General features: G+C 63.2%; 22 protein-coding genes. 19 read left to right on the top strand and 3 right to left on the bottom strand.

All coding sequences use genetic code 11. The annotated features are described in order from the left end of the window. Positions 1-7: 7 nt before the first annotated feature. From IVA75_RS24040 to IVA75_RS24020, 5 genes are all read left to right on the top strand, one after another. On the top strand, positions 8-427 hold the full coding sequence (locus IVA75_RS24040) for a nuclear transport factor 2 family protein (RefSeq protein WP_247286624.1): 420 nt from the start codon (positions 8-10) through the stop codon (positions 425-427). 178 nt (positions 428-605) lie between these two features. Next, positions 606-1,514, top strand: coding sequence for an amino acid ABC transporter substrate-binding protein (locus tag IVA75_RS24035; RefSeq protein ID WP_247286623.1), 909 nt, complete (start codon positions 606-608; stop codon positions 1,512-1,514). 220 nt (positions 1,515-1,734) lie between these two features. Beyond that, the gene (locus tag IVA75_RS24030) at positions 1,735-3,786 is read left to right on the top strand and encodes an FUSC family protein (RefSeq protein WP_247286621.1); all 2,052 of its coding nucleotides are present in this window, start codon (positions 1,735-1,737) and stop codon (positions 3,784-3,786) included. After that, a complete protein-coding gene (locus tag IVA75_RS24025) occupies positions 3,783-3,989 on the top strand; it encodes a DUF1656 domain-containing protein (protein WP_027569486.1) in 207 nt (68 codons plus the stop codon). Before IVA75_RS24030 ends, IVA75_RS24025 begins: the two co-directional genes overlap by 4 nt. Next, on the top strand, positions 3,986-4,852 hold the full coding sequence (locus IVA75_RS24020; RefSeq protein ID WP_027569487.1) for an HlyD family secretion protein: 867 nt from the start codon (positions 3,986-3,988) through the stop codon (positions 4,850-4,852). Before IVA75_RS24025 ends, IVA75_RS24020 begins: the two co-directional genes overlap by 4 nt. Positions 4,853-4,873: 21 nt before the next feature. On the opposite strand, the gene IVA75_RS24015 is transcribed toward IVA75_RS24020, so the two are convergent. Beyond that, entirely contained in the window at positions 4,874-6,085 is a 1,212-nt protein-coding gene (locus IVA75_RS24015; protein WP_247286619.1) for an acyl-CoA dehydrogenase family protein, read from the bottom strand. Positions 6,086-6,126: 41 nt separating this feature from the next. Beyond that, complete coding sequence (locus IVA75_RS24010) at positions 6,127-7,752, bottom strand: long-chain fatty acid--CoA ligase (protein WP_247286617.1); 1,626 nt, start codon at positions 7,750-7,752, stop codon at positions 6,127-6,129. A gap of 178 nt (positions 7,753-7,930) precedes the next feature. Here IVA75_RS24010 and IVA75_RS24005 point away from each other — a divergent pair, with 178 nt between their 5' ends. The 14 genes from IVA75_RS24005 (at position 7,931) to IVA75_RS23940 (ending at position 19,881) form a co-directional block, all read left to right on the top strand. Continuing rightward, positions 7,931-9,784 (top strand): NAD(P)/FAD-dependent oxidoreductase, encoded by a 1,854-nt coding sequence (locus IVA75_RS24005; protein ID WP_247286615.1) that lies wholly within the window; start codon positions 7,931-7,933, stop codon positions 9,782-9,784. A 39-nt stretch (positions 9,785-9,823) separates the two neighbouring features. Next, positions 9,824-10,642: a lytic murein transglycosylase gene (locus IVA75_RS24000; RefSeq protein ID WP_247286612.1), complete on the top strand. Its 819-nt coding sequence runs from the start codon at positions 9,824-9,826 to the stop codon at positions 10,640-10,642. A gap of 197 nt (positions 10,643-10,839) precedes the next feature. Beyond that, positions 10,840-11,061 carry a hypothetical protein gene (locus IVA75_RS23995; protein ID WP_007592399.1) on the top strand — a complete coding sequence of 74 codons (222 nt, stop codon included), beginning with the start codon at positions 10,840-10,842 and terminating at the stop codon, positions 11,059-11,061. Positions 11,062-11,073: 12 nt separating this feature from the next. Continuing rightward, a complete protein-coding gene (locus IVA75_RS23990) occupies positions 11,074-11,496 on the top strand; it encodes a hypothetical protein (protein ID WP_247286611.1) in 423 nt (140 codons plus the stop codon). A 403-nt stretch (positions 11,497-11,899) separates the two neighbouring features. Continuing rightward, complete coding sequence (locus tag IVA75_RS23985; protein ID WP_247286609.1) at positions 11,900-12,346, top strand: MaoC family dehydratase; 447 nt, start codon at positions 11,900-11,902, stop codon at positions 12,344-12,346. 92 nt (positions 12,347-12,438) lie between these two features. Further along, positions 12,439-12,951, top strand: coding sequence for a hypothetical protein (locus tag IVA75_RS23980; protein ID WP_247286607.1), 513 nt, complete (start codon positions 12,439-12,441; stop codon positions 12,949-12,951). A 320-nt stretch (positions 12,952-13,271) separates the two neighbouring features. Then, complete coding sequence (locus IVA75_RS23975) at positions 13,272-14,429, top strand: LuxR C-terminal-related transcriptional regulator (RefSeq protein WP_247286605.1); 1,158 nt, start codon at positions 13,272-13,274, stop codon at positions 14,427-14,429. Positions 14,430-14,658: 229 nt separating this feature from the next. Continuing rightward, the gene (locus IVA75_RS23970; RefSeq protein WP_247286604.1) at positions 14,659-15,630 is read left to right on the top strand and encodes an AraC family transcriptional regulator; all 972 of its coding nucleotides are present in this window, start codon (positions 14,659-14,661) and stop codon (positions 15,628-15,630) included. An 82-nt stretch (positions 15,631-15,712) separates the two neighbouring features. Next, positions 15,713-15,961 (top strand): hypothetical protein, encoded by a 249-nt coding sequence (locus tag IVA75_RS23965; protein WP_247286603.1) that lies wholly within the window; start codon positions 15,713-15,715, stop codon positions 15,959-15,961. A 167-nt stretch (positions 15,962-16,128) separates the two neighbouring features. Next, a complete protein-coding gene (locus IVA75_RS23960; protein WP_247286602.1) occupies positions 16,129-17,247 on the top strand; it encodes a helix-turn-helix transcriptional regulator in 1,119 nt (372 codons plus the stop codon). 112 nt (positions 17,248-17,359) lie between these two features. Next, entirely contained in the window at positions 17,360-18,478 is a 1,119-nt protein-coding gene (locus tag IVA75_RS23955; protein ID WP_247286601.1) for a helix-turn-helix transcriptional regulator, read from the top strand. A 230-nt stretch (positions 18,479-18,708) separates the two neighbouring features. After that, positions 18,709-18,966, top strand: coding sequence for a hypothetical protein (locus tag IVA75_RS23950; protein ID WP_247286600.1), 258 nt, complete (start codon positions 18,709-18,711; stop codon positions 18,964-18,966). Beyond that, positions 18,959-19,138 (top strand): hypothetical protein, encoded by a 180-nt coding sequence (locus IVA75_RS23945; RefSeq protein ID WP_247286599.1) that lies wholly within the window; start codon positions 18,959-18,961, stop codon positions 19,136-19,138. The genes IVA75_RS23950 and IVA75_RS23945 overlap by 8 nt, the downstream gene beginning before the upstream one ends. A 14-nt stretch (positions 19,139-19,152) precedes the next feature. Then, positions 19,153-19,881, top strand: coding sequence for a sulfite exporter TauE/SafE family protein (locus tag IVA75_RS23940; protein WP_007592375.1), 729 nt, complete (start codon positions 19,153-19,155; stop codon positions 19,879-19,881). Here the strand turns inward: IVA75_RS23940 and IVA75_RS23935 are convergent. Continuing rightward, positions 19,878-23,066, bottom strand: a complete 3,189-nt coding sequence (locus tag IVA75_RS23935) for a multidrug efflux RND transporter permease subunit (protein WP_247286598.1) — start codon at positions 23,064-23,066, stop codon at positions 19,878-19,880. The genes IVA75_RS23940 and IVA75_RS23935 overlap by 4 nt on opposite strands. Positions 23,067-23,195: the final 129 nt, after the last annotated feature.

Genomic DNA, 23,195 nt, shown 5'->3' with positions numbered 1-23,195 from the left:
TTGAGCCATGTCCGCTGCCGCAAAAGCCGAAGCCGGTCCGTCGTCCGACGCCGAGATCGTTGAAGCCTATCTCACGGCGTCGATGATCCCCGATCCGGACGCCGCGGCGGCCTATATGGCGCCGGGCACGGTGATCACCTTTACCGGCGGGCGCGAGTTCGATCATCCGCGGGGCCCGACCGCGTTCAACGCCAAGCGCTACCGCTGGGTCAAGAAGAAGATGGATCGGTTCGACGTCTGCCCCGGCGACGGTGAGACCGTGGTCTATAGCGTCGGCACGCTCTACGGCGAATGGATGGATGGGACCGCGTTCGAGGGCAACCGCTACGTCGACCGCTTCGTGGTGCGGAATGGCCAGATCACCAAGATGGACGTCTGGAACGACAGCGCCGAGCGGATCCTGGTCCAGCGCGGCATCGACGCGTAACAGCCATCCTGGCGCTTAAGGCGCCTCGACTCCAGGCGGACAAAAGGCCGGTCACCATATCGCAAGCCGCGATAGCTGATCGATGCAAGCTCGTGTGGCGGCTGCTGCGCGCCTGCGCTATCAACGGTGCGATCGCTGCGCCCGGCATGGAGGCGCGAGCCTCCTCGAGGAGTTCCCGATGCGTTTACCCACTGTTCTCCTGGCCCTCACATGCCTTGCGACTGCCAGCTCCGCCGAAGACCTGTCGGGCACGCTCCAGAAAGTGAAAGAAACGAAGAAGATCACGCTGGGCTATCAGGAGGCCTCGGTCCCCTTCAGCTACCTCGACGGCAATCAGAAGCCGGTCGGCTTTGCCATGGATATCTGCCTCAGGATCGTGGATGCCGTGAAAAAGCAGCTCGGCATGCCCGACATCGCCGTCGAGACCCTCGCCGTGACGTCGTCGAACCGGATTCCGCTGATGGTCAACGGGACGCTCGACCTGCATTGCTCGGCGACCACCAACAATGCCGATCGCCAGAAGCAGGTCGCCTTCACCAACACGCACTTCCTCAGCGCCACGCGATTTGCGGCCAAGAAAGCCGCAAAGATCAACACCATCGACGATCTCAAGGGCAAAGCGGTGACGGCAGTGGCCGGCTCGGTCAACCTGACGCAGCTCGCCAAGGTCAACACCGAGCGCAATCTCGGCATCAATGTGATGCCGGCCAAGGACCAGGCCGAAGCCTTCCTGTTGCTGGAAACCGACCGCGCCCAGGCCTACGCGCTCGACGACGTGCAGCTCGCGGTGGCGATCGCGCGCTCGAAGGAACCACAGCTCTTCATGATCAGTGAGGAGACGTTCTCGAAGCCCGAGCCTTACGGGATCATGCTGCGGCGAGAGGACGCTCCGTTCAAGGCGCTCGCCGACCGCGCGACTGCAGAGCTGTACGCGAGCCAGGAGATCGAGGTCCTCTACAGGAAGTGGCTGGAATCGCCGACGCCACCAAACGGCCTCAACTACAACGTCCCGATGTCGAGCGCCTTGCGCAACGCCTTCAAGAAGCCGAGCTCCAGCTTCGATCCGGATGTCTACGTAGCGAACTGAGGCGAGGGCTGTCGCCGCCAGAGGGAGCGCGCGCAAGCGGCCCGCCGAGATGTCAGCAGGCCGTCGGGAACCCGCGCCGCCCTCGGGCCCTGGCGGGTGCGGGCCAGCTTGCTCTTGCCCGCTCCGAGGAACTTGCGGTCACCTTCGCGACTCTCCAGCGCATAGGACCGCGGGTAAGCCGCATGCAAGCCATGAAGACCGACGCCGAAGCGAAATAGCCATGCGCGCAGATGAGCCCTTCCTGGTCCGCCACGCGGACCTCATTTTCGCTTTGAAGACGTTCGCCGCGTCAATCCTGGCGCTCGTCATCGCGCTGGCAATGGATCTGCCGCGGCCCTATTGGGCGATGGCGACCGTCTACATCACTTCGCAGCCGCTGGCGGGCGCAACCAGCTCGAAGGCTTTCTTCCGCGTGATGGGCACGTTGGTCGGCGCGGTCATGACGGTGGCGCTCGTTCCGAACCTGATCGATGCACCCGAGCTGCTGTGCCTGGCAATCGCGCTCTGGGTCGGGCTCTGTCTTTACCTTTCGCTGCTCGACGGCACACCGCGCAGCTATGTCTTCATGCTGGCCGGGTATACGGTGGCGCTGATCGGCTTTCCTTCGGTGTCCGAGCCGGGCGCCATCTTCGACACCGCGGTGGCAAGGCTCGAGGAAATCTCGCTCGGCATCATCTGCGCCAGCCTGGTTTCGACCATCGTATTCCCGCGTAGCGTCGCGCCGGCTGTTGCCAATCGCATCGACAACTGGCTGGCGGACGCGCAGCGCCTGAGTCAAGTTGTCCTGCTGCGTCACGGGACCAACGAAACGCGCCGCGGCAAGCGCATCAAGCTTGCGACCGACATCGTCGAGATCGACACGCTTTCGGCCCATCTTGCCTATGACCGGCTGACCGACCGCAATGCCGTCGTCGGGTTAGGCGAAATCCGGCTCCGCATGCTGATGCTTTTGCCCGTGATCGCTTCGCTCGAGGACCGGCTGGCCGCGCTGGGGGAGGAGGCATTGCGGCGGCAGCCCGAGCTGAAGCGGCTCTTGGAAGATCTCGCGGGATGGATCACGAGCGACGTCAACGCTCGGCAGCCCGCCGAGCGGATTCGTGCCATGATCGCAGGGCAGCAGGCGATCCTCGACGACAGCGCCTCCTGGGAGCGGATCATCGTCACCAGCCTGTTGTGGCGGCTACGCGAGCTGGTCGACCTCTCGCGCGATTGCCGCGCCCTGACGGAAGCGATTGCGGAGAACCGGAACGTCTCGTCCCTCGATCTGGACTTCCATTCCGAAGCCGGTGCCGCGCCGGTGCGCCACAGGGATCGCGGCCTTGCCCTGTGGTCGGCCGCCGGCGCGGCGTCGGCGATCCTGATCTGTTGCGCTTTCTGGATCGGCACCGGCTGGCCTGACGGCGCCTCGGCGCCGATGATGGCGGCCGTCGCGTGCTCGTTCTTTGCCGCGCAGGACGAGCCTGCACGCTTCATCCGCAGCTTCGGCCTGTGGTCGCTGGTCGCCATTGTCGTCGTCGCGATCTACCTGTTCGCGCTGGTGCCCGCGATCTCCCATCTCGAGGTTCTGGTCGCCGCGCTGGCGCCGACCTTCTTGCTCTACGGCTTCCTGATCGCGCGGCCGGCGACGGCGGGTACCGGCATGGCGCTCGCGGCGAACACGGCAACGCTGCTGGCGCTGCAATCGACCTACAGCGCGGACTTCGCGGCCTACGCCAACTCCGCGGTTGCCTTCTTCGTCGGCGTTGCGATCGCCGAGCTTGTGACACGGATCGCGCGTGGGGTGGGGGCGGAGTGGATCGCAAATCGCCTGGTGCTGTCGAACTGGGAGACGCTGGCTGTTGCCGCCGAGCGGCGCGGCAAGGGCGATCGCGCTGAATTCGCAGGCCTCATGCTGCACCGGCTCGGATTGCTCGTACAGCGCATCGCCTTTCTCTCGGAGAGCGACCGGCGCGATACCGACAGCCTGGTCCAGCTCCGTATCGGAATTAACGTGATCGATCTGCGCCGTGCCCGCTATGGACTTGCGGCGTCCACCATTGCCGTCATCGACGACATGCTCGATCAGCTCGCTATCGCCTGCCGCAAATATGCGGGCGATGGAATGCCCGCCGAGCTTCTGACGAGCGTCGATCGGGCACTGGCCCGGGCGGTGAAGGATCCCAACGAAACGGCGCGCGAGGACGCCCTGGTGGGCCTCGTCGGCATCAGGCGCGGCCTGTTTCCGGATGCGCCGGCCTATCGGCCGCGTGCAGGCGAGAGTGTTGCGGCATGAGATACGTGATCGATATCTACGGTGTGCTCGTGCCGGCGCTGCTGTTGTGGATCATCATCGCCTTTGCCCTGAGTGCTCTGCTGCGCCGCTTCATGCAGCGCTTCGATCTCTATCGGCTGGTCTGGCACCGCGCGCTGTTCGATTTCGCGATCTTCGTCTGCCTTCTCGGCGTCGTCGTCTATCTCTCGGAGTATCTCGCATGAAGGGGAATTTCGCCTGGCTCGGTCGCCTCCTGCTGACTGCGATCGTCGTCGTCGCGGCGCTCGCTGTCGGCCGCGAACTCTGGGTCTATTACATGGAGCAGCCCTGGACGCGCGACGGCCGCGTGCGTGCCGACGTGGTGCAGGTCGCGCCCGATGTGTCGGGCTTCGTGACCGAAGTGCTGGTGAAGGACAATCAGAAGGTCCATCGCGGTGACGTCCTGTTCAAGATCGATCGCGAGCGTTTTGCGCTGGCGCTGCGGCAAGCCGATGCGTCGGTGGCCGGTCATCAGGCCACGCTCGATCAGGCCAATGCCGATTTGAAGCGCTACAGCGCGCTGACGACGGATGCGGTGTCACAGCAGAAGCAGGAGCAGGTTCTGGCCACCCAGCTCCAGGCCAGGGCTGCCTTTGACCAGGCCGTTGCCGACCGCGCGGTCGCCCAGCTCAATCTCGATCGCAGCGAGGTGCATGCCTCTGTGAACGGCGTGATCACCAACATGGATCTGCGTCCCGGCGCTTACGTGACGGCCGGGAAGGGCGTGATGGCACTCGTCGACATCGACACGCTGCATGTCGAAGGCTATTTCGAAGAGACGAAACTCGCGCGGATCCGAATCGGTGACAAAGTCCAAGTCCGCCTGATGGGCGAGAAGGTCACGCTTTTAGGCCATGTCGAGAGCATCGCTGCCGGCATCGAGGACCGCGACCGAGCCGAGGGCGCGAGCCTGCTCGCCAACGTCAACCCGACCTTCAGCTGGGTACGCCTCGCTCAGCGCGTGCCGGTGCGCATCGCGCTGGATCCGGTGCCTGAGAATATGTCGCTGGTCGCGGGACGCTCGGCGACGGTCGAGGTGTTGAAGTAGATGCGATTGCCATCGCCCGATTCAAGCGTTCGAATATTTCTTCAGCTCGAACCGCGCGATCTGGTTCCTGTGGACCTCGTCCGGGCCGTCGGCGAGACGTAGCAAACGCGCGGTCGCGTAGGCCTGGGTCAATCCGAAATCGTTGGACGTGCCGCCGCCGCCGTGGGCCTGGATCGCCCAGTCGATGATCTGGCAGGCCATGTTGGGCACGGCGACCTTGATCATCGCGATCTCGGCTTTCGCCACCTTGTTGCCGACGATGTCCATCGCGTAGGCGGCGTTGAGCGTCAGCAGCCGGGCCTGCTCGATCATGATGCGGGCTTCTGCGATGCGTTCCTGCGTCACCGTCTGCTCGGAGACCGGCTTGCCGAAGGCGACGCGGCTGCGCACCCTCCGGCACATCTTCTCCAGCGTGCGTTCGGAGAGCCCGATCAGCCGCATGCAGTGGTGGATACGCCCCGGGCCGAGGCGTCCCTGCGCGATCTCGAAGCCGCGACCCTCGCCGAGCAGCATGTTCTCCTTGGGCACGCGCACATCGGTGAAGACGACCTCGGAGGCACGGTCGGGCACACCGTAGAAGCCGAACACGGGCAGGGGGCGCTTGACCTCGACGCCCGCTGTGTCCATCGGCACCAGGATCATGGATTGCTGCTTGTGGCGGTCCGCATTGTCAGGATCGGTCTTGCCCATGAAGATGCAGATCTTGCAGCGCGGGTCGGTCGCGTTGGTGGTGTACCATTTGCGGCCGTTGATGATGTAATGGTCGCCCTCGCGAACGATCGAGCTTTCGATGTTGGTCGCATCGGATGAGGCGACGGCAGGCTCGGTCATGGCGAAGCAGGAGCGGATTTCGCCCGCGAGCAGCGGCTTCAGCCAGCGCTCCTTGTCCTTCTCCGTGCCATAGCGCTCCAGCACCTCCATGTTGCCGGTGTCGGGCGCCGAACAGTTGAAGACTTCGGGTGCGAGATGCGAGCGGCCCATGACCTCGCAGAGCGGGGCATACTCAAGATTGGTCAGGCCTGCACCGTGGCCGGAGTCCGGCAGGAACAGATTCCAGAGGCCTTCGGCGCGCGCCAGCGGCTTCAGCTCCTCGACGACCGGATAGACTTTCCAGGGACCCAGCTCCTCCGCCTCGCGATAAAAGCGTTCCTCGTTCGGATAGATGTGCCGGTCCATGAAACTTTCGAGCCTGCGCTTGAGCTCGACGACTTTGGGCGACATCGGGTAGAGCATCTTTGTCTCCTTGATCGATGGACAGGCCGGGCGCAATCGGCTCAGGCGACGCGATACCCTTTGAATTTCTCGCGCAACGCTGATTTGAGCACCTTGCCGGTGCCGGTCATCGGGAACTCGTCCATGAACTCGACGGCGTCGGGCATCCACCAGCTCGCGATCTTCGGGCGCATGTGCTCGAGCAGCGTCTTGCCGTCGACGGTCGCGCCCTTCTTGCGGACGACGAGGAGCAGAGGTCGTTCCTGCCATTTCTCATGATTGATCGCGACCACGGCGGCTTGCAGCACATCGGGGTGAGACAAGGCGACGTCCTCGAGCTGGATCGAGGAGATCCATTCGCCGCCGGACTTGATCACGTCCTTGGAGCGGTCGGTCAGCGTGACGTGGCCCTGGGGATCGATCACGGCCATGTCGCCGGTGATCAGCCAGCCGTCGCGGTCGAGGCCTTCGTCGAGTTTCATGTAGCCGGACGCAACCCACGGTCCTCGCGCGCGCAGATGGCCGACACTCTTGCCGTCGCGCGGCAGCTCGTTGCCGCCGTCGTCGACGATGCGCAAGGCGGTGCCGAAACAGGCGCGGCCGGACACCTGGCGGCGGTCGAACTTCTCCTTGTCGTCGAGATGCTCGGAGCCCGGCCGCAGGCCAGGCATCGAGCAGCCGAGCGCCTCGGTCATGCCCCAGGCCTGGACGTAGTCGATGTCATACTCGCGCTTGAGCTTCTCGACCATCGCGCCCGGCGGCGCCGAGCCTGACGACAATGTTGCACGAAGCGTCGAAAACCTGTTGCCGGTGCGTCCGAGCCAGTCGAGCAGGATCAGCCAGAAGCTCGGCACGCCCGCGGACAGCGTCACCTTCTCGCCTTCGAGCAGCTCGTAGAGCTTGTCGGGCTCGTAATTGCGGCCGGGCAGCACCAGCTTCGAGCCGGTATAGGGCGCGGTGAACGGCATGTTCCAGCCGTTGCCGTGGAACAGCGGCGCCATCGGCATCATCACCTCGCGCACGCCTTCCAGGTGCCCGGGCAGGAAGTCGAAATTGCAGGAGACCATGGTCTGCAGGATCGCGGCGCGGTGCGAATAGATCACGCCTTTGGGATTGCCGGTGGTGCCGGAGGTGTAGCAGATGGTGGACGCCGATTTTTCGTCGAACTCCGGCCAGGCAAAGCCGGCGTCGTTCTCGTTGTCCAGAAGCTCCTCGTAGCAATGCACGTTGGCAAGCTTGGTCTCGGGCATCCGCTCGCGCGAGCACATCACGACATAGGCTTCGATCGATGTGAGCTGCGGCGCGATCGCCTCCACGATCGGCAGCGTGGCACGGTCGATGAACAGCAGCCGGTCGTCGGCGTGATTGACGATGTAGACGAGCTGCTCGGGGAACAGCCGCGGGTTGATGGTGTGCAGCACATAGCCCATGCCCGGCGCGGCGTAGAACATCTCGAAATGCCGGTGTGTATTCCAGGCCAGCGTGCCGACGCGGTCACCGGGCATCATGCCGAGCCTCTTGAGCGCCAACGCCATGCGCTTGATGCGCGGATGGGCGTCGGCATAGGTGTAGCGATGGATGTCGCCTTCGATCTCGCGGGCGACGACCTCGGCCTCGCCGTGATAATCGGCGGCATACTGGATCAGGCCGCTGATCAGGAGCGGCATGTCCATCATCAATCCCTGCATCGTCTCCTCCGGACCGCCATGTCGTTGCATGACGTACGCTTGTGATGTGCGTTTGAGGTTAGCGGAACGCCAGGCGACGTTCACGCCAAAAAGCGAGGGACGTGATTGCATGCGTCACTTTTTCAGGGCTAAGTGATGCGAGCTGCCGGCGAAGCAGTATCCGCCGGGGAGGAAACGGATGTCAGCGCAAAGACACAAGACCGGCGCAGCCGGCGAATCTACACTCGACATTGACGCACTCCGTGCGCGCTATCGCGACGAGCGCGATCGGCGCCTGCGCACCGAGGGCAAGGCGCAATATGTCGAGGTGACCGGCGAGTTCGGGCGCTATCTCGACGATCCCTGGGCCAATTCCGGATTCGCGCGTGAGGCTGTCAGCGAACGGACCGAGGTGCTCATCGTCGGCGGCGGCTTCGGCGGCCTTCTGTGCGGCGCACGACTGCGCGAAGCCGGCATCGATGATTTCCGCGTCGTGGAAAAGGCCGCCGATTTCGGTGGCACCTGGTACTGGAATCGCTACCCTGGCGCGGCCTGCGATACCGAGAGCTACATCTACCTGCCGTTGCTGGAAGAGACCGGCTACATGCCCGTGCGCAAATATGCACGAGCACCCGAGATCTACGAGCATTCGCGCCGCATCGGCCGTCACTTCGATCTCTATGAGCGCGCGCTGTTTCAGACCGTCATCACGCGCATGGAATGGCAAGAGCAGGAGGCAATTTGGCTGGTCGAGACCGATCGCGGTGATTGCATCCGCGCGCGCTTCGTCATCCTTGCTGGAGGCCCGCTGAGCCGTCCGAAGCTGCCCGGCATTCCCGGTATCGAAAGCTTCAAGGGACACAGCTTCCACACCAGCCGCTGGGATTACGCCTACACCGGGGGCACGGCCGAAGGTGATCTTAGTGGTCTTGGCGACAAACGCGTCGGGATCATCGGCACCGGTGCCACCGCCGTGCAATGCGTGCCGCATCTCGGCCGCTCGGCCAAGGAGCTCTACGTTTTCCAACGTACGCCGTCGGCGATCGGCGTGCGGGACGACCGCCCGACGGATCAGAGCTGGGCGCAGCGGCTCAGGCCCGGCTGGCAGCGCGAACGCATGGACAATTTCACCGCCGTGATCTCGGGCGAACCATTCGAACAGGATCTGGTGCAGGACGGCTGGACCGGCCTGCTCGGCGAGATACTGCTGGCACCGCGCCGCCAGTCCCAGCCGGTGACCTCGATCGAGGAGGCGCTCAAGGTCATCGAGCAGGCCGATTATCGCAAGATGGAGGAGATCCGAGCGCGCGTCGATGCGATCGTCAAGGACGAGGCGACGGCTTCGGCGTTAAAGCCCTGGTACAAGGCCTTCTGCAAACGGCCGTGTTTCCACGACGAATATCTCGACACCTTTAATCGCCCCAACGTGCATCTCGTTGACACCAGGGGACAGGGCGTCGATCGCATCACCGAGAATGCCGTCGTGGTCGACGGCCACGCCTACGAACTTGACTGCCTGATCTATGCCAGCGGTTTCGAAGTCGGTACCGATTACGCCCGTCGCGTGGGCTTTGAGGTCTACGGCCGTGACGGCGTCAGCCTGTCCGAGCGCTGGCGCGACGGCGTCAAGACGATGCATGGCTTCTACAGCCGCGGCTTCCCGAACTGCTTCCTGATCGTCATGGTGCAGGCCGGCCAGAGCGCCAACTTCCCGCACATCATCGACGAGCAGTCGCAGCACATCGCCTACGTGATCGCCGAAGCGCGCAAGCGCAAGGCGCGAACCCTCGAGCCGACGCTGGCGGCCGAAAACGCCTGGGTCGAGGAGGTGGTCAAAGCCGCGCTCGGCCGCCAGACCTATCTCGCCGAATGCACGCCCGGCTACTACAACAATGAAGGCGTGTTCGATCCGATCGCGGCGAGAAACAGCCAGTATTGGCGCGGGCCGGTGGCATTCCTGCGGCTGCTCGACAAGTGGCGCAAGGAGGGCAATTTGGTTGGACTGGAACTGTCGTATGATCATGCCATGGAGTCGGCGCCTTCGTCCGGGTAAGCTCGGGCATCGGATCGCGCCAGAGAGAGGACATCGGACATGATCAGGGGCAGAACTGTAGCTGCGGCGGTTTTTGGGGCGATGACGCTGCTCAGCTGCGTGGCGCCCGCCGCCCACGCCGCGCAATGCGGCAGCTCGTCGGCCGGCTTCGAGGCCTGGAAGCGCGAGTTCAGCGCGGAGGCGCAGGGCAAGGGCGTTGGCCAGACCGCGCTCGCGGCCCTGGTGCAGACCAATTACGCCAGTGCCACCATCGCGGCCGATCGTGGCCAGCGCAGCTTCTCGCTAACGCTCGACCAGTTCCTCGCCAAGCGCGGCGCCACAACCATTGTGGCCAAGGGCCGCCAGCTCAAGCAGTCGCAGGCTGCCTTGTTCGCCTCGATCCAGCAGCGCTATGGCGTTCCGCCGGGCCCGTTGATTGCGATCTGGGGCATGGAAACCGGATTCGGCAGCCAGCGCGGCAACCAGAACATGCTCTCCTCGATCGCGACGCTCGCCTATGACTGCCGCCGTCCCGAATTCTTCACCGAGCAGCTCTATGCGGCGCTGAAGCTGATCGATCGCGGCACGCTGTCGGGGGCAACCCGCGGCTCGATGCACGGCGAAGTCGGCCAGACCCAGTTCATGCCCAAGAACATCCTGGCCTATGGCACCGGCAATCTCGAGGTTGCCGCCAATGCGCTGAACTCGACGGCGAATTTCCTCAAGGCCCATGGCTGGCGTGCAGGAGCCGGTTACCAGCCGGGTGAACCGAATTTCGTCGCCATCGAAGCCTGGAATGCCGCCGGCGTTTATCAGAAGGCGATCGCCCTGATGGGACGGCAGATCGACGAGGGCGGAGGAACGGCCGCATCGCGCTGACCAGAGCCCCGTTTCGAAGGGGGTTCTAGCTTCTTGTTCTTGGCGCGTTTTCTTTGTGCGAACCGGCATCCACTTCGCTTGAACACGCTCCTGCTCAGCAAGGCGTGATGCGCCGACAAGAGAAAGTTGTTGCCATCAGGAACCGACGGCACGAGGTTTGCTTTGATCGAACAGGGCTGGGCATGAGGAGACTCAACATGGCAACCCAGATCGTGATGGACCAGACTGGCGACACGCGCCACGAGTTTGATCCTGGCAATGCCGAAGCGCTAGCGCGGGCCGAACGGCGCTTTCGGGAGCTGACCGGAGCGGGCTTCACCGCCGCGCTGCGAACCGGACCTGGCGAGGTCACCCGGATCCGATCGTTCGACCCGACCGCGCAGGAAACGCTGTTCTATCCCCGCCTGGTCGGCGGTTGATCTGAGCTGCTCATGATCGCGGCGGTCTGGCTCCGCGCGCCGGCGCGTGCGCGTCTGCATGCGCTACGCGAACTCTATCGGCGCTTCTTCGGCGAGAACACGCCGGATGCCCGCGGCCGCCGGCTCCTGGCCGAATGGCTGTCGCCGGCGCAGCGCGTCCAATTTGAGCAGTACCGGCATTTCGATGTCGTCGGCTGCGATACCGGCAAGACCTATCGCATCCACTATGGCACCGCCGCCAATGTCCATGAGATCGATGCGGCCGGAAATGCGACGATGGGGTGGTGCTTCGTCCCGTCAGGCTTTCTCGTCCCCGGCGACGTCATGCTCGCACAGAAGATCGCGCTCGAAACCGACGAGAGGGGAGCTCTCGCGCTCGCCAACAGGTTTCCGCCGGCAACACATTCGGAGCACTTCTACCGGCGGCCGTTCTAGGGCAAGGCTATCAGCCTAGAGCAAGGCTATCAGTGCAAGGCTATCAGTAATGTGTGGTGCGATAGGCATCCACCGCGTGCGCTGCAAAAACGCCGACGCTGCAAAGCGCGAGCAAGGCCGAGATCAGCTCGATCATAGCTCATCCTCCTGCGGCGGCAGGGCGACGAGGTGCTGACAGCAGGAATGATCCCAGATCAGGTCGAGGAAGAATTGCATGGTGGCCGTCCCTGTATGATTTTGACAACCAGATAACCGACCATCTGTTTCAGGCGTGTTTCGTCGCATCTGGAAACGGGTTTCTTGGGGAACCCCGGGCTGGTTTGTGCGCTGCGGAGCCGCTACATCCCGCTCTTGCTCAATCCCATTAGCCGCGAGGCGGCGCATCACATGGCGAGGCGAAATCATGGCGCAAGTCGAGTGGTTCGACGATCTCACCATTGGAATGCAGTTCAAATCCCCCGAAGTTCACGTCACCGCGGCCGACATCAAGCGGTTCGCGGCCGAGTTCGATCCGCAGCCGATGCATCTCGACCACGAAGCCGCCAAGCAGACCCTGTTCGGGGGTCTCGCTGCCTCGGGATGGCACACCGCCGCGATTGCCATGAGCCTCGCGATCCAGACCCGCCCCTTCGGCCCGCATCCGCTGATCGGCGCTGGCGTCGATGGGCTGCGCTGGACCATCCCGGTACGGCCCGATGACCGTCTGCATCTGGTCGGGGAGGTCATGAGCCTGACGCCGTCGAAGTCGAAGCCCCAGGGCATCGCATTGGTGAAATGGACGATGTTCAACCAGAACGGCGAGGAGGTTTACACCTTCACCCCGATCGCGATCGTGCCGCGGCAGGAGTAGGGCAGGGCCGGCGCCCTACGCACCCCCCGAAGCCCTTGCGGGTCACCGGCAGAGGTGGTCATCTCGGTCCGGGGAACACGCTGGAGGCTGACATGAAACGATCTCTTCTCGCCGCCGGGTTGCTGGCCGGCGCCTTGAGCGCCGTCGCTTTGACCGCGAGGCCGGTGCAGGCGCAACAAGCCAAAGTCGGCGACTGGACCATCGAAAAGCGTACGCAAGACGCACATTGCAATGCGAGCCGCGGCTACAAGGACAAGGAAGACGAGAACCGGGACTATGTCATCGTCATCACCTATTCCGAGAAAGCTATCGTCATCGTCATGATCTATGACGGCTGGGAGTGGGACAAGGTCGGCGAGATTCTCCGGGCCGATGTCGGGACCGATGACGCCGATATCATGAAGAAGGCCAAGTGGGAGGTCATGGACAAGACCACCGTTCGCGGCATCTTCGAATACGATCAGTCCATGATGGACCGGCTGTCCAAGGCCAAGCGTCTCTCGCTCGATTTCGAGGACGATGACGACGACAGCATCGAGATGCAGGTGCCGCGTGCCGGTGAAGCGCTGGCGGCGCTGAAATTTTGCGAGGAGAATCGCAAGTAGATTGCCGGAGCCGGATGCGAGGCCGGCGGGATCGGTGGCGACAGGGTTCTGCAGCACGAACGGCGCCTGACGCATCGCACGCGTGACTCATCGCACACAGTCCGCGCGCTGTTCGCTTTAATCCTAGTCTTTGGCGAAAACGTCCAAGCCGCATCCTGCGGTTGACGTTACGCAAGGACGATGTTCGATATTCCAGCATTTCGTTGCAACGTTTTCTCGGCTTGGAATGGGGCGATTGACTGGCCCGTCTCCTCCGCCAGTGTCCGGATCGCGATCTCTCTCGCGCGTGCGAGCCATACGCGGATTGCGTCGTCCGGCCGATGACAATCCTCCACGCAAATCGATTCTCGTCCCTCGTCGGCGAGATCTACGACGCGGCGGTCGATCCCGCGCTGCGCAGCGCGGTGCTGGAACAGGTTTCGCATTTCGTCGGCGGATGTGCCGTGACCATCCTGTCCAGGGACAGAGCCAGGCTCTCGATCGAGATCCATGAGCATTTCGGCAGCGAATCCCGCTTCCGCCAGCTATATCGCGACCGATACGTGGAGCTCGACCCTCTGCTCGATCGTCATCTCACGCTCGCGGCGGAACAGACGATCGGCGTCGCCGACATCATGTCTCAGGCGGATTTCCTGGCAACGAGCTTCTATCGCGAGTGGGTGGAACCGCAAGGAGCGATAGACCTTGCAACCGTTGCCCTCGAGAAGTCGGACACGCGCACCACGATCCTGCAGGTGTTGCGCCACCGGTCGCGCGGACTTGTTGACGAGCCGATGCGTGAGCGCATGCGGCTGCTTGCTCCGCACCTCCAACGCTCCAGAGCCATGGGCCGGCAGATCAGGGCGCGCGCTCATACCGTGGACGACCTTGCCGATGTCTTGGATGGGCTGAGCACGGCGATCTGCCTGCTCGACGCAGATGGCCGGGTCGTGCATGCCAACGCAGCATGCCGCGGGCTGTTCGCCGATGCCAGCCTGCTCGCAATGGTCGGCGACCGGATCGTGGCTCGCAACACCCAGACCGACAAAATATTCCGCGGCCTGTGCGAAATCGATTCAGGCAGCGAAACTCGTTCCGCTGCCCGCCGCCAGATCGAGCTTGCGACGTCGGTTGATGGGCAGCACTATCTGCTCCACGCTTTTCCCCTGAAGCGCGATCGCATCCCATCGCGAGATGCCGCAGCCACGGTGCTGTTCGTGCAGAAGGCCTCGGCGGCGACATGGCTCGCAGCCGATGCGATCGCTGCGGCCTTCAGGCTGACACCGTCCGAACTGCGCGTATTGATGGCCATTATCGAGATTGGCGGCGTTCCCGACATCGCTGCAAAGCTCGGCATCGCCGAAACGACGGTGAAGACGCATCTCGGCCGCCTGTTCGAGAAGACCGGCGCCGGCAGGCAGGCCGACCTGGTCAAGATCGCCACCGGTTTTGCCGTTCCATTCGCGCGTCGAACGAACGGCAGTGGCGACGCCGTGTGATCCATTTCACATGGCTCGCCGGTATGTGCGGCAATCTCAATCCATTGTGATGAGCCGAGCTCCTGTGTCCTCCGAATGCAGGACGCGAGTCATTTGATACTTTCGTATATCGCGACCCAGAAAAGTGAAGAGCAGCAAGCGCCGCGAAGAGATGCCACGACGGCGTCAAACGCGAGTGTGAGGAAACGACAGCGCACGGCCGGACCTGCTCGTCGGTTGGAGGATTGCAGTGAGCCAATTTGATTTTTCCGTTATCAATGTTTCAACGAACGAAATTCCCGAAAACGAGCGTATCCCGCTGCTTCGCGATTTCTACTGCCGCGGGGTGTTGAAGGCGGAGGTCGAGGTGAGGGAAGGAAAGCCGTTCGCGGCGAGCTTCACGTCCCACGTCTTGCCGGAAGCCCAATTGCTGATGGGAGGATTGTGCGGAGCGCGGGTCATTCGCACCAAGCACCTGGTTGCCGACGGCGACGACAGTCTGGCCCTGATCGTGAATCGATCTGGCGTGCTTGGGATATCCGAGCGGGGACACGATCTGAGCCTTCGTGCGGGAGAGGCCGTCCTGACCAGCGCGGAGGACGTCACGACGTTCGAGCGATTGTCCCTGGGTAGCTGTTTCTCGCTCCGTGTGCCGAGACGCGTGCTGGCGCCGATGATCGTGGATGTCGATGACGCCGTGATGCGGGTGATGCCGGAGAGCTCGACGGGACTTCGGTTGCTGGTCGATTACGCGGTGACGCTGGTGCGGGAGAAGGCATTCGCGATGCCCAATTTGCGCAAGCTCGGCGTCGGGCATCTGCACGATCTTCTGGCAATCGTCCTCGGTGCCACCAACGAGCCGCGGGAGCTGGCCGGGCGGCGCGGCGTCAAGGCGGCACGGCTGCAGAAGGCCAAAGTCTCCATCGCCAACAATTGCTGGCGGCAGGATCTCTCCGTTGCCACGGTCGCTCAGGAGCTCGGCGTGACGCCGCGTTATCTCCAGCGCTTGTTCGAGGCCGACGGCAAGACGTTCTCGTCCTTCCTGATCGAACAACGCGTCAAGCGTGCGCATCGCATGTTGCGCGAACCCGGATACGCCGAGCGGACGGTCAGCTCGATCGCCTACGATGTCGGTTTCGGCGATCTCTCCTATTTCAACCGCTGCTTCCGGCGGACTTATGGCGCCACGCCCAGTGACGTCAGGAGCCGCGAGATGTCGTGACCGCGCGCGATTGAATGTCAGGTCAAATGCCGATTGGAGACGGCACGGGCGTGCGCCGCCCGCAGTTGGAGTGTTGTGTTGCATGCGCCGTTTTTTCTTTGATCTTATGCTCGGCAATATCGTGAAGATCGATCCGGGTGGCATGGTGTTCGAGTGCCCCGAAGCGACATTCGTGGTGGCCAACGAGATGGCAAGCCACCTGTTCGTCTGGCGCGACGATTTGCGCGGTCGCGATGCCTGCATCCGGGTCAGAGACACCGACGGGCGCGAGATCTATCGCGCCGCGGTCTGGTCGGAGAATGTGGAGAAGGTCGGCTGGGACGAGACGTGAGCGTCCCGGTGCGGTATCGCGACTCTGCATCAGTAGCGCCCGAAACGGATATCCGTTCGTTCCGGCCCGGGCTCCATCCGCCGGGCCGGCGTCCTCCGATCGGAGGATGCCGCATGCTGTGGTTGTGGTATGCTTGGTGATATTGATCACCCAGGCCATTTATAGCCATGCACGGACCACGGAAACTGCCCGACCTGGTCGAGGCCATCTACGATGCCGGGCTCGATCCCTCGCTGTGGAATAACGTCGTCACCGGCATCCGCGACTTCGTCGGCGGCCAGGCCTGCGGGCTGTTTTCCAAGGACTCGATCAGCAAATTCGGCGTCACGCACTATTACTGCGGGGCGGACCCGCACTACATCCGGCTCTATTCCGAGACGCATTCGAAGTTCGATCCGCTTACGGTCCTGCCGCCGCATGGCCAGATCGTCAGCATCCCGGATCTCGTCAATTTCGATGAATATCGGCGAGGACGCTTTTACCAGGAATGGATGCGGCCGCAGGGTTGCAGCGATGCGGCCAACGTCGTGCTCGAGAATTCGAATGCGAACTGCCCGGTGATGATGACGGTGCTGTCGGGCCGCCGGATGGTGGATCCGGTGATGAAGCACCGCCTCTCGCTGGTCGTCCCGCACGCCAGTCGCGCGTTGCTGATCAACCGCGCCATGACCTCGCAACTGACGCTGGCGACGGCGCTGGCGGAGGTCCTGGACAATCTTGCCTGCGGCATCTTCCTGCTCGATGGTTTCTGCCGGGTGGTGTACGCGAATTCCGCGGGGCACGATTTGCTTGCGGCCGACGATCTGGTTCGGTCCGTTGCCGGGCAATTGGTGACCAGCAGTGCGGAGGCCAATCAGACGCTGCGGGAAGCGTTCGCGACCCGCAATGAAATTACCCTGCTTGCCACACAGGGGCATGCGTTTTCGCTGCTTTCGCCTTCCGGCGAGCGCTACGTCGCGCACATCCTGCCGCTGTCGTCCGTCCTGCGGGACCGCAGCGAGCGGGTGGTCGATGCCGTCGGTGCGCTGCTCCTGCGCAAGGTATCGCCCGGCGGACAGTCTTACGGCGAATTGATCGCGCGGACATTCGACCTTACACCGGCCGAGCTGCGCGTGTTCCTGTCGATCGTCGAGGTAGGCGGCGTCCCGGAGACGGCGCTCGCGCTCGGTATCGCGGAAACGACGGCGAAGACGCATCTGCATCGCGTGTTCGCCAAGACGGGCGTCTCGCGTCAGGCTGATCTTGTCAAGCTTGCTGCAGGATTCTCCAATCCGCTCGTCAACTAGACCGTTGATTTTGCCATCACGATTGAACCTTTCGCTCCCGCGAAAGACTCACGGAAGCCGCCAGGCATGAAGAACATGTCGCCATCTCCATGTGTCAGTATTGGCTCTTCCAATGCCCCGACCTCCAAAGCCGTCCGAGTTGATCGAGACTATCTATGACGCGGGTCTCCACCCAGAGTTGTGGAGCGAGGTCGTTGTCAAACTCAATGCCTTCATCGGCAGCCAGGCCTGTGGTCTGATTTCGAAGGACCCGGTCAGCAAATCGGGCGCGACGCATTATTACTGCGGGGTCGATCCGCACTACATTCAGCTCTATGCGGAGACCTACTCCCGGTACGACCCACTTGCTCGGCTTCCGCGCTATGGCGAGGTGCGCAACATTCCCGATCTCGTGGATTTCGACGAATATCGCCGCGGCCGCTTCTACCAGGAATGGCTGCGCCCCCAGGGCTGCGTCGACGTCGCCAATGTGGTGCTGGAGCAGTCGAAGTCGCCCTGTCCGATGCTGATGACGGTGATTCCGGGCAGGGGGATGCTCGACGCCGAGCAACGGGCGCGGATGCAGTTCCTGGTTCCGCATGCGAGCCGGGCGTTGCTGATCAACCGGGCGATCGAACGGAAGCAGCAGCGCGCGATCGCGCTCGCCGACGTCGTGGATCAGTTGAATGCGGGTGTCATCCTGCTCGATTCGGCCTGTCATATCGTCCACAGCAATCCGGCCGCGGAGACAATCCTGGCCGTCGATGATGTCCTGCGGTCTGTCTCGGGCCGGTTGGTGGCAAGCTCCTCCACTGTAAATTCGGCGTTGCGCGATATTTTCCGCGACCCAAGCGAAGTCGCTTTGGCGGCATCTTCGGGTCGGAAAATTCCGCTGATATCGCGTGACGGCTCCTACTACGTCGCGCAAATCATCGCGCTGCCATCATTGCTGCGCGAGGGTACGGCCGAGCGCAGTTCGGCCGTCGGAGCCTTGTTCATCTGGAAAGCGGAACTCGACGGCCGGTCGTGTGCCGGTCTCATTGATCGCACCTTCGAACTCACGCCTGCGGAACTGAGGGTCTTGCAGTCGATCGTCGATGTCGGCGGCGTGCCGGAGACCGCGGTTGCGCTCGGCATCGCGGAGACGACGGTGAAGACGCATTTGCATCGGGTGTTCGCCAAGACCGGCGTTTCTCGTCAAGCCGATCTCGTCAAGCTGGCAGCTGGATTCTCCAATCCGCTCGTGCACTGAGACGCGTTCAAAAACGCAGGCGAGTCGCTGCAGCTCGCAATAGGTTCAATCAGAAACATCATTAGAAAGTTATCGCGCGTCGTTCGATCGAATGACGCGATTTTCCGCGCTCTATTCTACTGAACATCACACGGTCTGTTGTTCGACGTATCGGGCATTTGTGTGAAGCAATTCACTGCAGACGGAAGTGGATCCCGTCAACCTCTCGAGCAGGTTGAGAGGAGATTGTCATGCGAACGGCGTCACCAGTTCTGACAGGCAGGTTCCGCGATATCGTCGCCCGCATAGGCGCGGTACTCCGCGCGCAGCGAGAAATCGACGCGCAGCGCGTGTTGCACCGCTATCGCCATCTGCTGGAGCAGCCGCACGAAACATTGCGTTTGAATGAAATCATTCCGGTCAGTAACGAAGAGGATATTTTAGAAAATGCCCACGGATCTGATGGGTGCGAGCGCGCCGCCGGACACCCCAAATTCGAACGTGCGTAACGTCAACGTCGTCGCGATCGCGTTGACCGCGGCGCTCGTCACGCTCCAACTGGTCGGCCTCGCGATGGTGGAGCGATCTCACGCTTACGCGATGCATCCGTCGGCTCCACTCGAGCCGGCCGCTTGCATGGAGAGCGTCGTGGTCCCTGTCTCGCAAATTCCCTACGATTGACCGGAGGGCGGATTGTGCCTGATGTCACGACTCTGATGCTGCTCAGCGTTGCCGTGTTCGCCGGTGCCTTCGTCTCCGGGCTCTCGGGATTTGCCTTCTCGGCGGTGGCGGGCGCCATCCTGCTCCGGGTGTTTCAGCCGCTCGAAGCCGTGCCGTTGATGATGGCGTGCAGCATCGGCGTGCAGGCCACCAATCTGTGGGCGCTTCGACGCAATATCCGCTGGGAAGGCAGCCTGCTGCTGATCGTCGGTGGCTTGATCGGAGTTCCCATCGCGGTATCGCTGCTCCAGAGCACCGATACGCATCTGCTCCGGCGCGGCTTCGGCATCATCGTTGCACTCTATGCCGCCTACATGTTGCTGCGGCCGACGTTGGTGACGGCCGGCGAGGCGGTCGGGCGGCATTGGGTTGCCTTGATCGGGTTCGGGGGAGGGCTGGTCGGCGGGCTGACGGCGATGCCCGGCGCGATCCCGACGATCTGGTGCGACATGCGCGGCATGCCCAAGAGCGAGCAGCGCGGCCTGGTGCAGCCGTTCATCGCCGCGATGCAGCTGTTCGCGATCGCGCTGCTGGTCGGACATCAGGATCTGTCGTCAAAAGTGTTCGTCGATCTCGCGGTCAGCCTGCCGGCGCTGTTCGCAGGCTCCGCGCTCGGCGTGATTGCCTTCCACAGGGTCAACGAGACGGTCTTTCGCAAGACCGTGCTCGTTCTGTTGTTGCTGTCGGGGATTTCCCTGATCTAGTGCCCGACAGTTTGCACCGGCGCCGCGCTTGTGTCGCTGCCGTGATGCGTCAGCGGCTTCATGCCGGTGACGGTCCGCAGCAGCACATAGAACACCGGCGTCAGGAACAGGCCGAATACGGTGACGCCGATCATGCCGGAGAACACGGCGACGCCCATGGCGCGCCGCATCTCCGAGCCTGCGCCGGTAGACAGCACCAGCGGCAGCACGCCCATGATGAACGCCATCGACGTCATCAGGATCGGGCGCAACCGCAGCCGACTCGCCTCGATCGCGGCCCGGATCGGCGTGCGGCCTGCGAACTCGAGCTCGCGCGCGAATTCGACGATCAGGATCGCGTTCTTGGCCGAGAGTCCCACCAGCACGATCAAGCCAATCTGGGTGAAGACGTTGTTGTCGCCCTTGGAGATCCAGACGCCGAACATCGCAGCCAACAGGCCCATCGGCACGATCATGAGGATCGAGAGCGGCAAGGTCAGGCTTTCATAGAGTGCGGCCAGCACCAGGAACACCAGCAGGATCGCCAGCGGGAACACCCAGAGGCCGGAATTGCCGGCGATGAACTCCTGATAGGTCAGGTCGGTCCATTCGAAGGCGAAGCCGGGCGGCAATGTCTCCGCCGCAATCCGCGTCGCGACCTCCTGTGCCTGGCCGGAGGAAAAGCCGGGCGCAGCCGCCGCGTTGATGTCGGAGGACAGGAAGCCGTTGTAGCGGATCGCGCGCTCGGGGCCCGCGCTCTGGCGGATCGTGAGCAACGCCGACAGCGGCACCATGTCGCCGGAGGACGAGCGCACCTTCAACTGCCTGATGTCGTCGGCACGCGCGCGGAACGGCGCGTCGGCCTGCACGTAAACGGAATAGGTGCGACCAAACTTGTTGAAGTCGTTGACGTAGTAGGAACCGAGATAGATCTGGAGCGTGTTGAACACCTCCGTCACGGGGACGCCGAGCTGGAGCGCCTTGGTGCGGTCGATGTCGGCAAAGAGCTGGGGCACGTTGACCTGGAAGCTCGAGAACACGCCCGCGATCTCCGGTGCCTTCTGCATCGCCGCCATGAACGCATTCGTCGCCTGGTTCAGCGCCTCATAGCCGAGGCCGGCGCGATCCTCGATCTGCAGCTTGAAGCCGCCGATGGTGCCGAGACCGTTGACCGGCGGCGGCGGGAACATGGCGATGAAGGCCTCCTGAATCCCCGCGTATTTCTTGTTGAGGTCAGCCGCGATTGCATTGCCGCTCAGCGCGGGGCCCTTGCGCTCGTCGAACGGCTTCAGCGTCGAGAACACGATGCCGGCGTTGGAGGAGTTGGTGAAGCCCGAGATCGACAGGCCCGGGAATGCAACCGAGCTCTCGACACCGGGCTGGGTCAGCGCGATGTCGCTCATCTTGCGGATGACGTCTTCGGTGCGGTCCAGCGTTGCGCCATCAGGCAGTCGTGAGAACCCGACCAGATACTGCTTGTCCTGACCCGGCACGAAGCCGCTCGGGACCTGCTGGAACAGGAAGGCGGTGAGGCCGACCAGGAGCACATAGAGGCCCATGACGGCCGCCTTGCCCGAGATCACCTTGGTGACGGTGCCGCTGTAATTCTCCGACGAGCGTGTGAACACCTTGTTGAAGCCGCGGAAGAACCAGCCGAGGCCCTTTTCCATGATGATGGTCAGCCGGTCTTTCGGCTCGTTGTGTCCCTTGAGCAGCAGGGCCGACAACGCCGGCGACAGCGTCAGCGAGTTGACGGCCGAGATCACGGTCGAAATTGCGATCGTCAGCGCGAACTGCTTGTAGAATTGCCCGGTGAGGCCGGAGATGAAGGCGAGCGGCACGAACACGGCGATCAGAACCATGGCGATCGCGATGATCGGCCCCGACACCTCGCGCATCGCCTGGTAGGTCGCATCGCGCGGCGACAGCCCGCCCTCGATGTTGCGCTCGACGTTCTCGACCACGACGATGGCGTCGTCGACCACGATGCCGATCGCAAGCACCAGGCCGAACAGGCTGAGCGCGTTGATGGAGAAGCCGAAGACGTGCATCACCGCGAAGGTGCCGACGATCGACACGGGCACCGCCAGCAGCGGAATGATCGAGGCGCGCCAGGTCTGGAGGAACAGGATCACCACCAGCACCACCAGCGCGATCGCCTCCAGCAGCGTGTGGATCACGGCCTCGATCGACGAGCGGACGAATTGGGTCGGGTCGTAGACGATCTGGTAGGACACGCCTTCCGGCATGTTCTTCTTGATCTCGGCCATGGTGGCGCGAACGTGGTCGGAAATCTCGAGCGCGTTGGAGCCGGGCGCCTGGAAGATCGGGATCGCAACCGCCTGCTTGTTGTCGAGCAGCGAACGCAGGCCGTATTGCGAGGCGCCGAGCTCGATGCGTGCGACGTCGCGCAGCCGCACCACCTCGCCACGCGTGCCGGTCTTGACTACGATGTCGCCGAACTGCTCTTCGTTCGCTAGCCGTCCCTCGGCGTTGACGGACAGTTGCAGGTCGATGCCCTTGACGTTCGGCGAGGAGCCGACCACGCCGGCGGCGGCCTCGACGTTCTGCGCCTGGATCGACTTGACGATGTCGCTTGCGGTGAGGCCGTGCTCGGCTGCCTTCTGCGGATCGACCCACACCCGCATCGAATAGTCGCCGGCGCCATAGAGTTGAACGTCGCCGACGCCGTCGATCCGCGCCAGCCGGTCCTTGACGTTGAGCACGGCGTAGTTGCGCAAATACGTCATGTCGTAGCGATTGTTCGGCGACAGCAGATGCACGACCATGGTGAGGTCGGGCGAGGACTTCTTGGTGATGATGCCGAGCTGCCGCACCACGGCGGGCAGGCGCGGCTCGGCCTGCTGCACGCGGTTCTGCACCAGCTGCGTCGCCTTGTCAGGATCGGTGCCGAGCCGGAACGTCACCGTCAGCGTCATCGCGCCGTCGGTGGTCGCCTGGCTCGACATGTAGAGCATGTTCTCGACGCCGTTGATCTGCTCCTCGATCGGCGTCGCCACCGTTTCCGCGATCACCTTCGGATTGGCGCCGGGATAGGTTGCGCGCACCACCACCGAGGGCGGCACGACGTCGGGATATTCCGAGATCGGCATTGCGAACAGCGAGATCAGGCCCGCGAGAAAGATCAGGACTGACAGCACGCCGGCGAAAATAGGACGATCGATGAAGAATTTCGAGAGATTCATGGCCTTGCCCCTGCGCGAGAGACGACTCTCCCGTCATTCCGGGGCGCGGACAAAGCCGCGAACCTGGAATCCAGAAGTATGTCTAGGTAGTTCAACGATTTCGACATTCCGGTTCGCGCTGCCCGCGCG

This window comes from Bradyrhizobium sp. 134 (genome assembly GCF_023074155.1).
Taxonomy (GTDB): Bacteria; Pseudomonadota; Alphaproteobacteria; order Rhizobiales; family Xanthobacteraceae; genus Bradyrhizobium.
The sequence above is the reverse complement of the archived record's forward strand: the minus strand, read 5'-3'. Positions and strand labels throughout refer to the sequence as shown.

Excerpts from the sequence above, each read along its gene's own strand:
- IVA75_RS24040 (WP_247286624.1), top strand. The coding sequence starts at position 8 with ATGTCCGCTGCCGCAAAAGCCGAAGCCGGTCCGTCGTCCGACGCCGAG.
- IVA75_RS24035 (WP_247286623.1), top strand. The coding sequence starts at position 606 with ATGCGTTTACCCACTGTTCTCCTGGCCCTCACATGCCTTGCGACTGCC.
- IVA75_RS24030 (WP_247286621.1), top strand. The coding sequence starts at position 1,735 with ATGCGCGCAGATGAGCCCTTCCTGGTCCGCCACGCGGACCTCATTTTC.
- IVA75_RS24025 (WP_027569486.1), top strand. The coding sequence starts at position 3,783 with ATGAGATACGTGATCGATATCTACGGTGTGCTCGTGCCGGCGCTGCTG.
- IVA75_RS24020 (WP_027569487.1), top strand. The coding sequence starts at position 3,986 with ATGAAGGGGAATTTCGCCTGGCTCGGTCGCCTCCTGCTGACTGCGATC.
- IVA75_RS24015 (WP_247286619.1), bottom strand. The coding sequence starts at position 6,085 with ATGCTCTACCCGATGTCGCCCAAAGTCGTCGAGCTCAAGCGCAGGCTC.
- IVA75_RS24010 (WP_247286617.1), bottom strand. The coding sequence starts at position 7,752 with ATGCAGGGATTGATGATGGACATGCCGCTCCTGATCAGCGGCCTGATC.
- IVA75_RS24005 (WP_247286615.1), top strand. The coding sequence starts at position 7,931 with ATGTCAGCGCAAAGACACAAGACCGGCGCAGCCGGCGAATCTACACTC.
- IVA75_RS24000 (WP_247286612.1), top strand. The coding sequence starts at position 9,824 with ATGATCAGGGGCAGAACTGTAGCTGCGGCGGTTTTTGGGGCGATGACG.
- IVA75_RS23995 (WP_007592399.1), top strand. The coding sequence starts at position 10,840 with ATGGCAACCCAGATCGTGATGGACCAGACTGGCGACACGCGCCACGAG.
- IVA75_RS23990 (WP_247286611.1), top strand. The coding sequence starts at position 11,074 with ATGATCGCGGCGGTCTGGCTCCGCGCGCCGGCGCGTGCGCGTCTGCAT.
- IVA75_RS23985 (WP_247286609.1), top strand. The coding sequence starts at position 11,900 with ATGGCGCAAGTCGAGTGGTTCGACGATCTCACCATTGGAATGCAGTTC.
- IVA75_RS23980 (WP_247286607.1), top strand. The coding sequence starts at position 12,439 with ATGAAACGATCTCTTCTCGCCGCCGGGTTGCTGGCCGGCGCCTTGAGC.
- IVA75_RS23975 (WP_247286605.1), top strand. The coding sequence starts at position 13,272 with ATGACAATCCTCCACGCAAATCGATTCTCGTCCCTCGTCGGCGAGATC.
- IVA75_RS23965 (WP_247286603.1), top strand. The coding sequence starts at position 15,713 with ATGCGCCGTTTTTTCTTTGATCTTATGCTCGGCAATATCGTGAAGATC.
- IVA75_RS23960 (WP_247286602.1), top strand. The coding sequence starts at position 16,129 with ATGCACGGACCACGGAAACTGCCCGACCTGGTCGAGGCCATCTACGAT.
- IVA75_RS23955 (WP_247286601.1), top strand. The coding sequence starts at position 17,360 with ATGCCCCGACCTCCAAAGCCGTCCGAGTTGATCGAGACTATCTATGAC.
- IVA75_RS23950 (WP_247286600.1), top strand. The coding sequence starts at position 18,709 with ATGCGAACGGCGTCACCAGTTCTGACAGGCAGGTTCCGCGATATCGTC.
- IVA75_RS23935 (WP_247286598.1), bottom strand. The coding sequence starts at position 23,066 with ATGAATCTCTCGAAATTCTTCATCGATCGTCCTATTTTCGCCGGCGTG.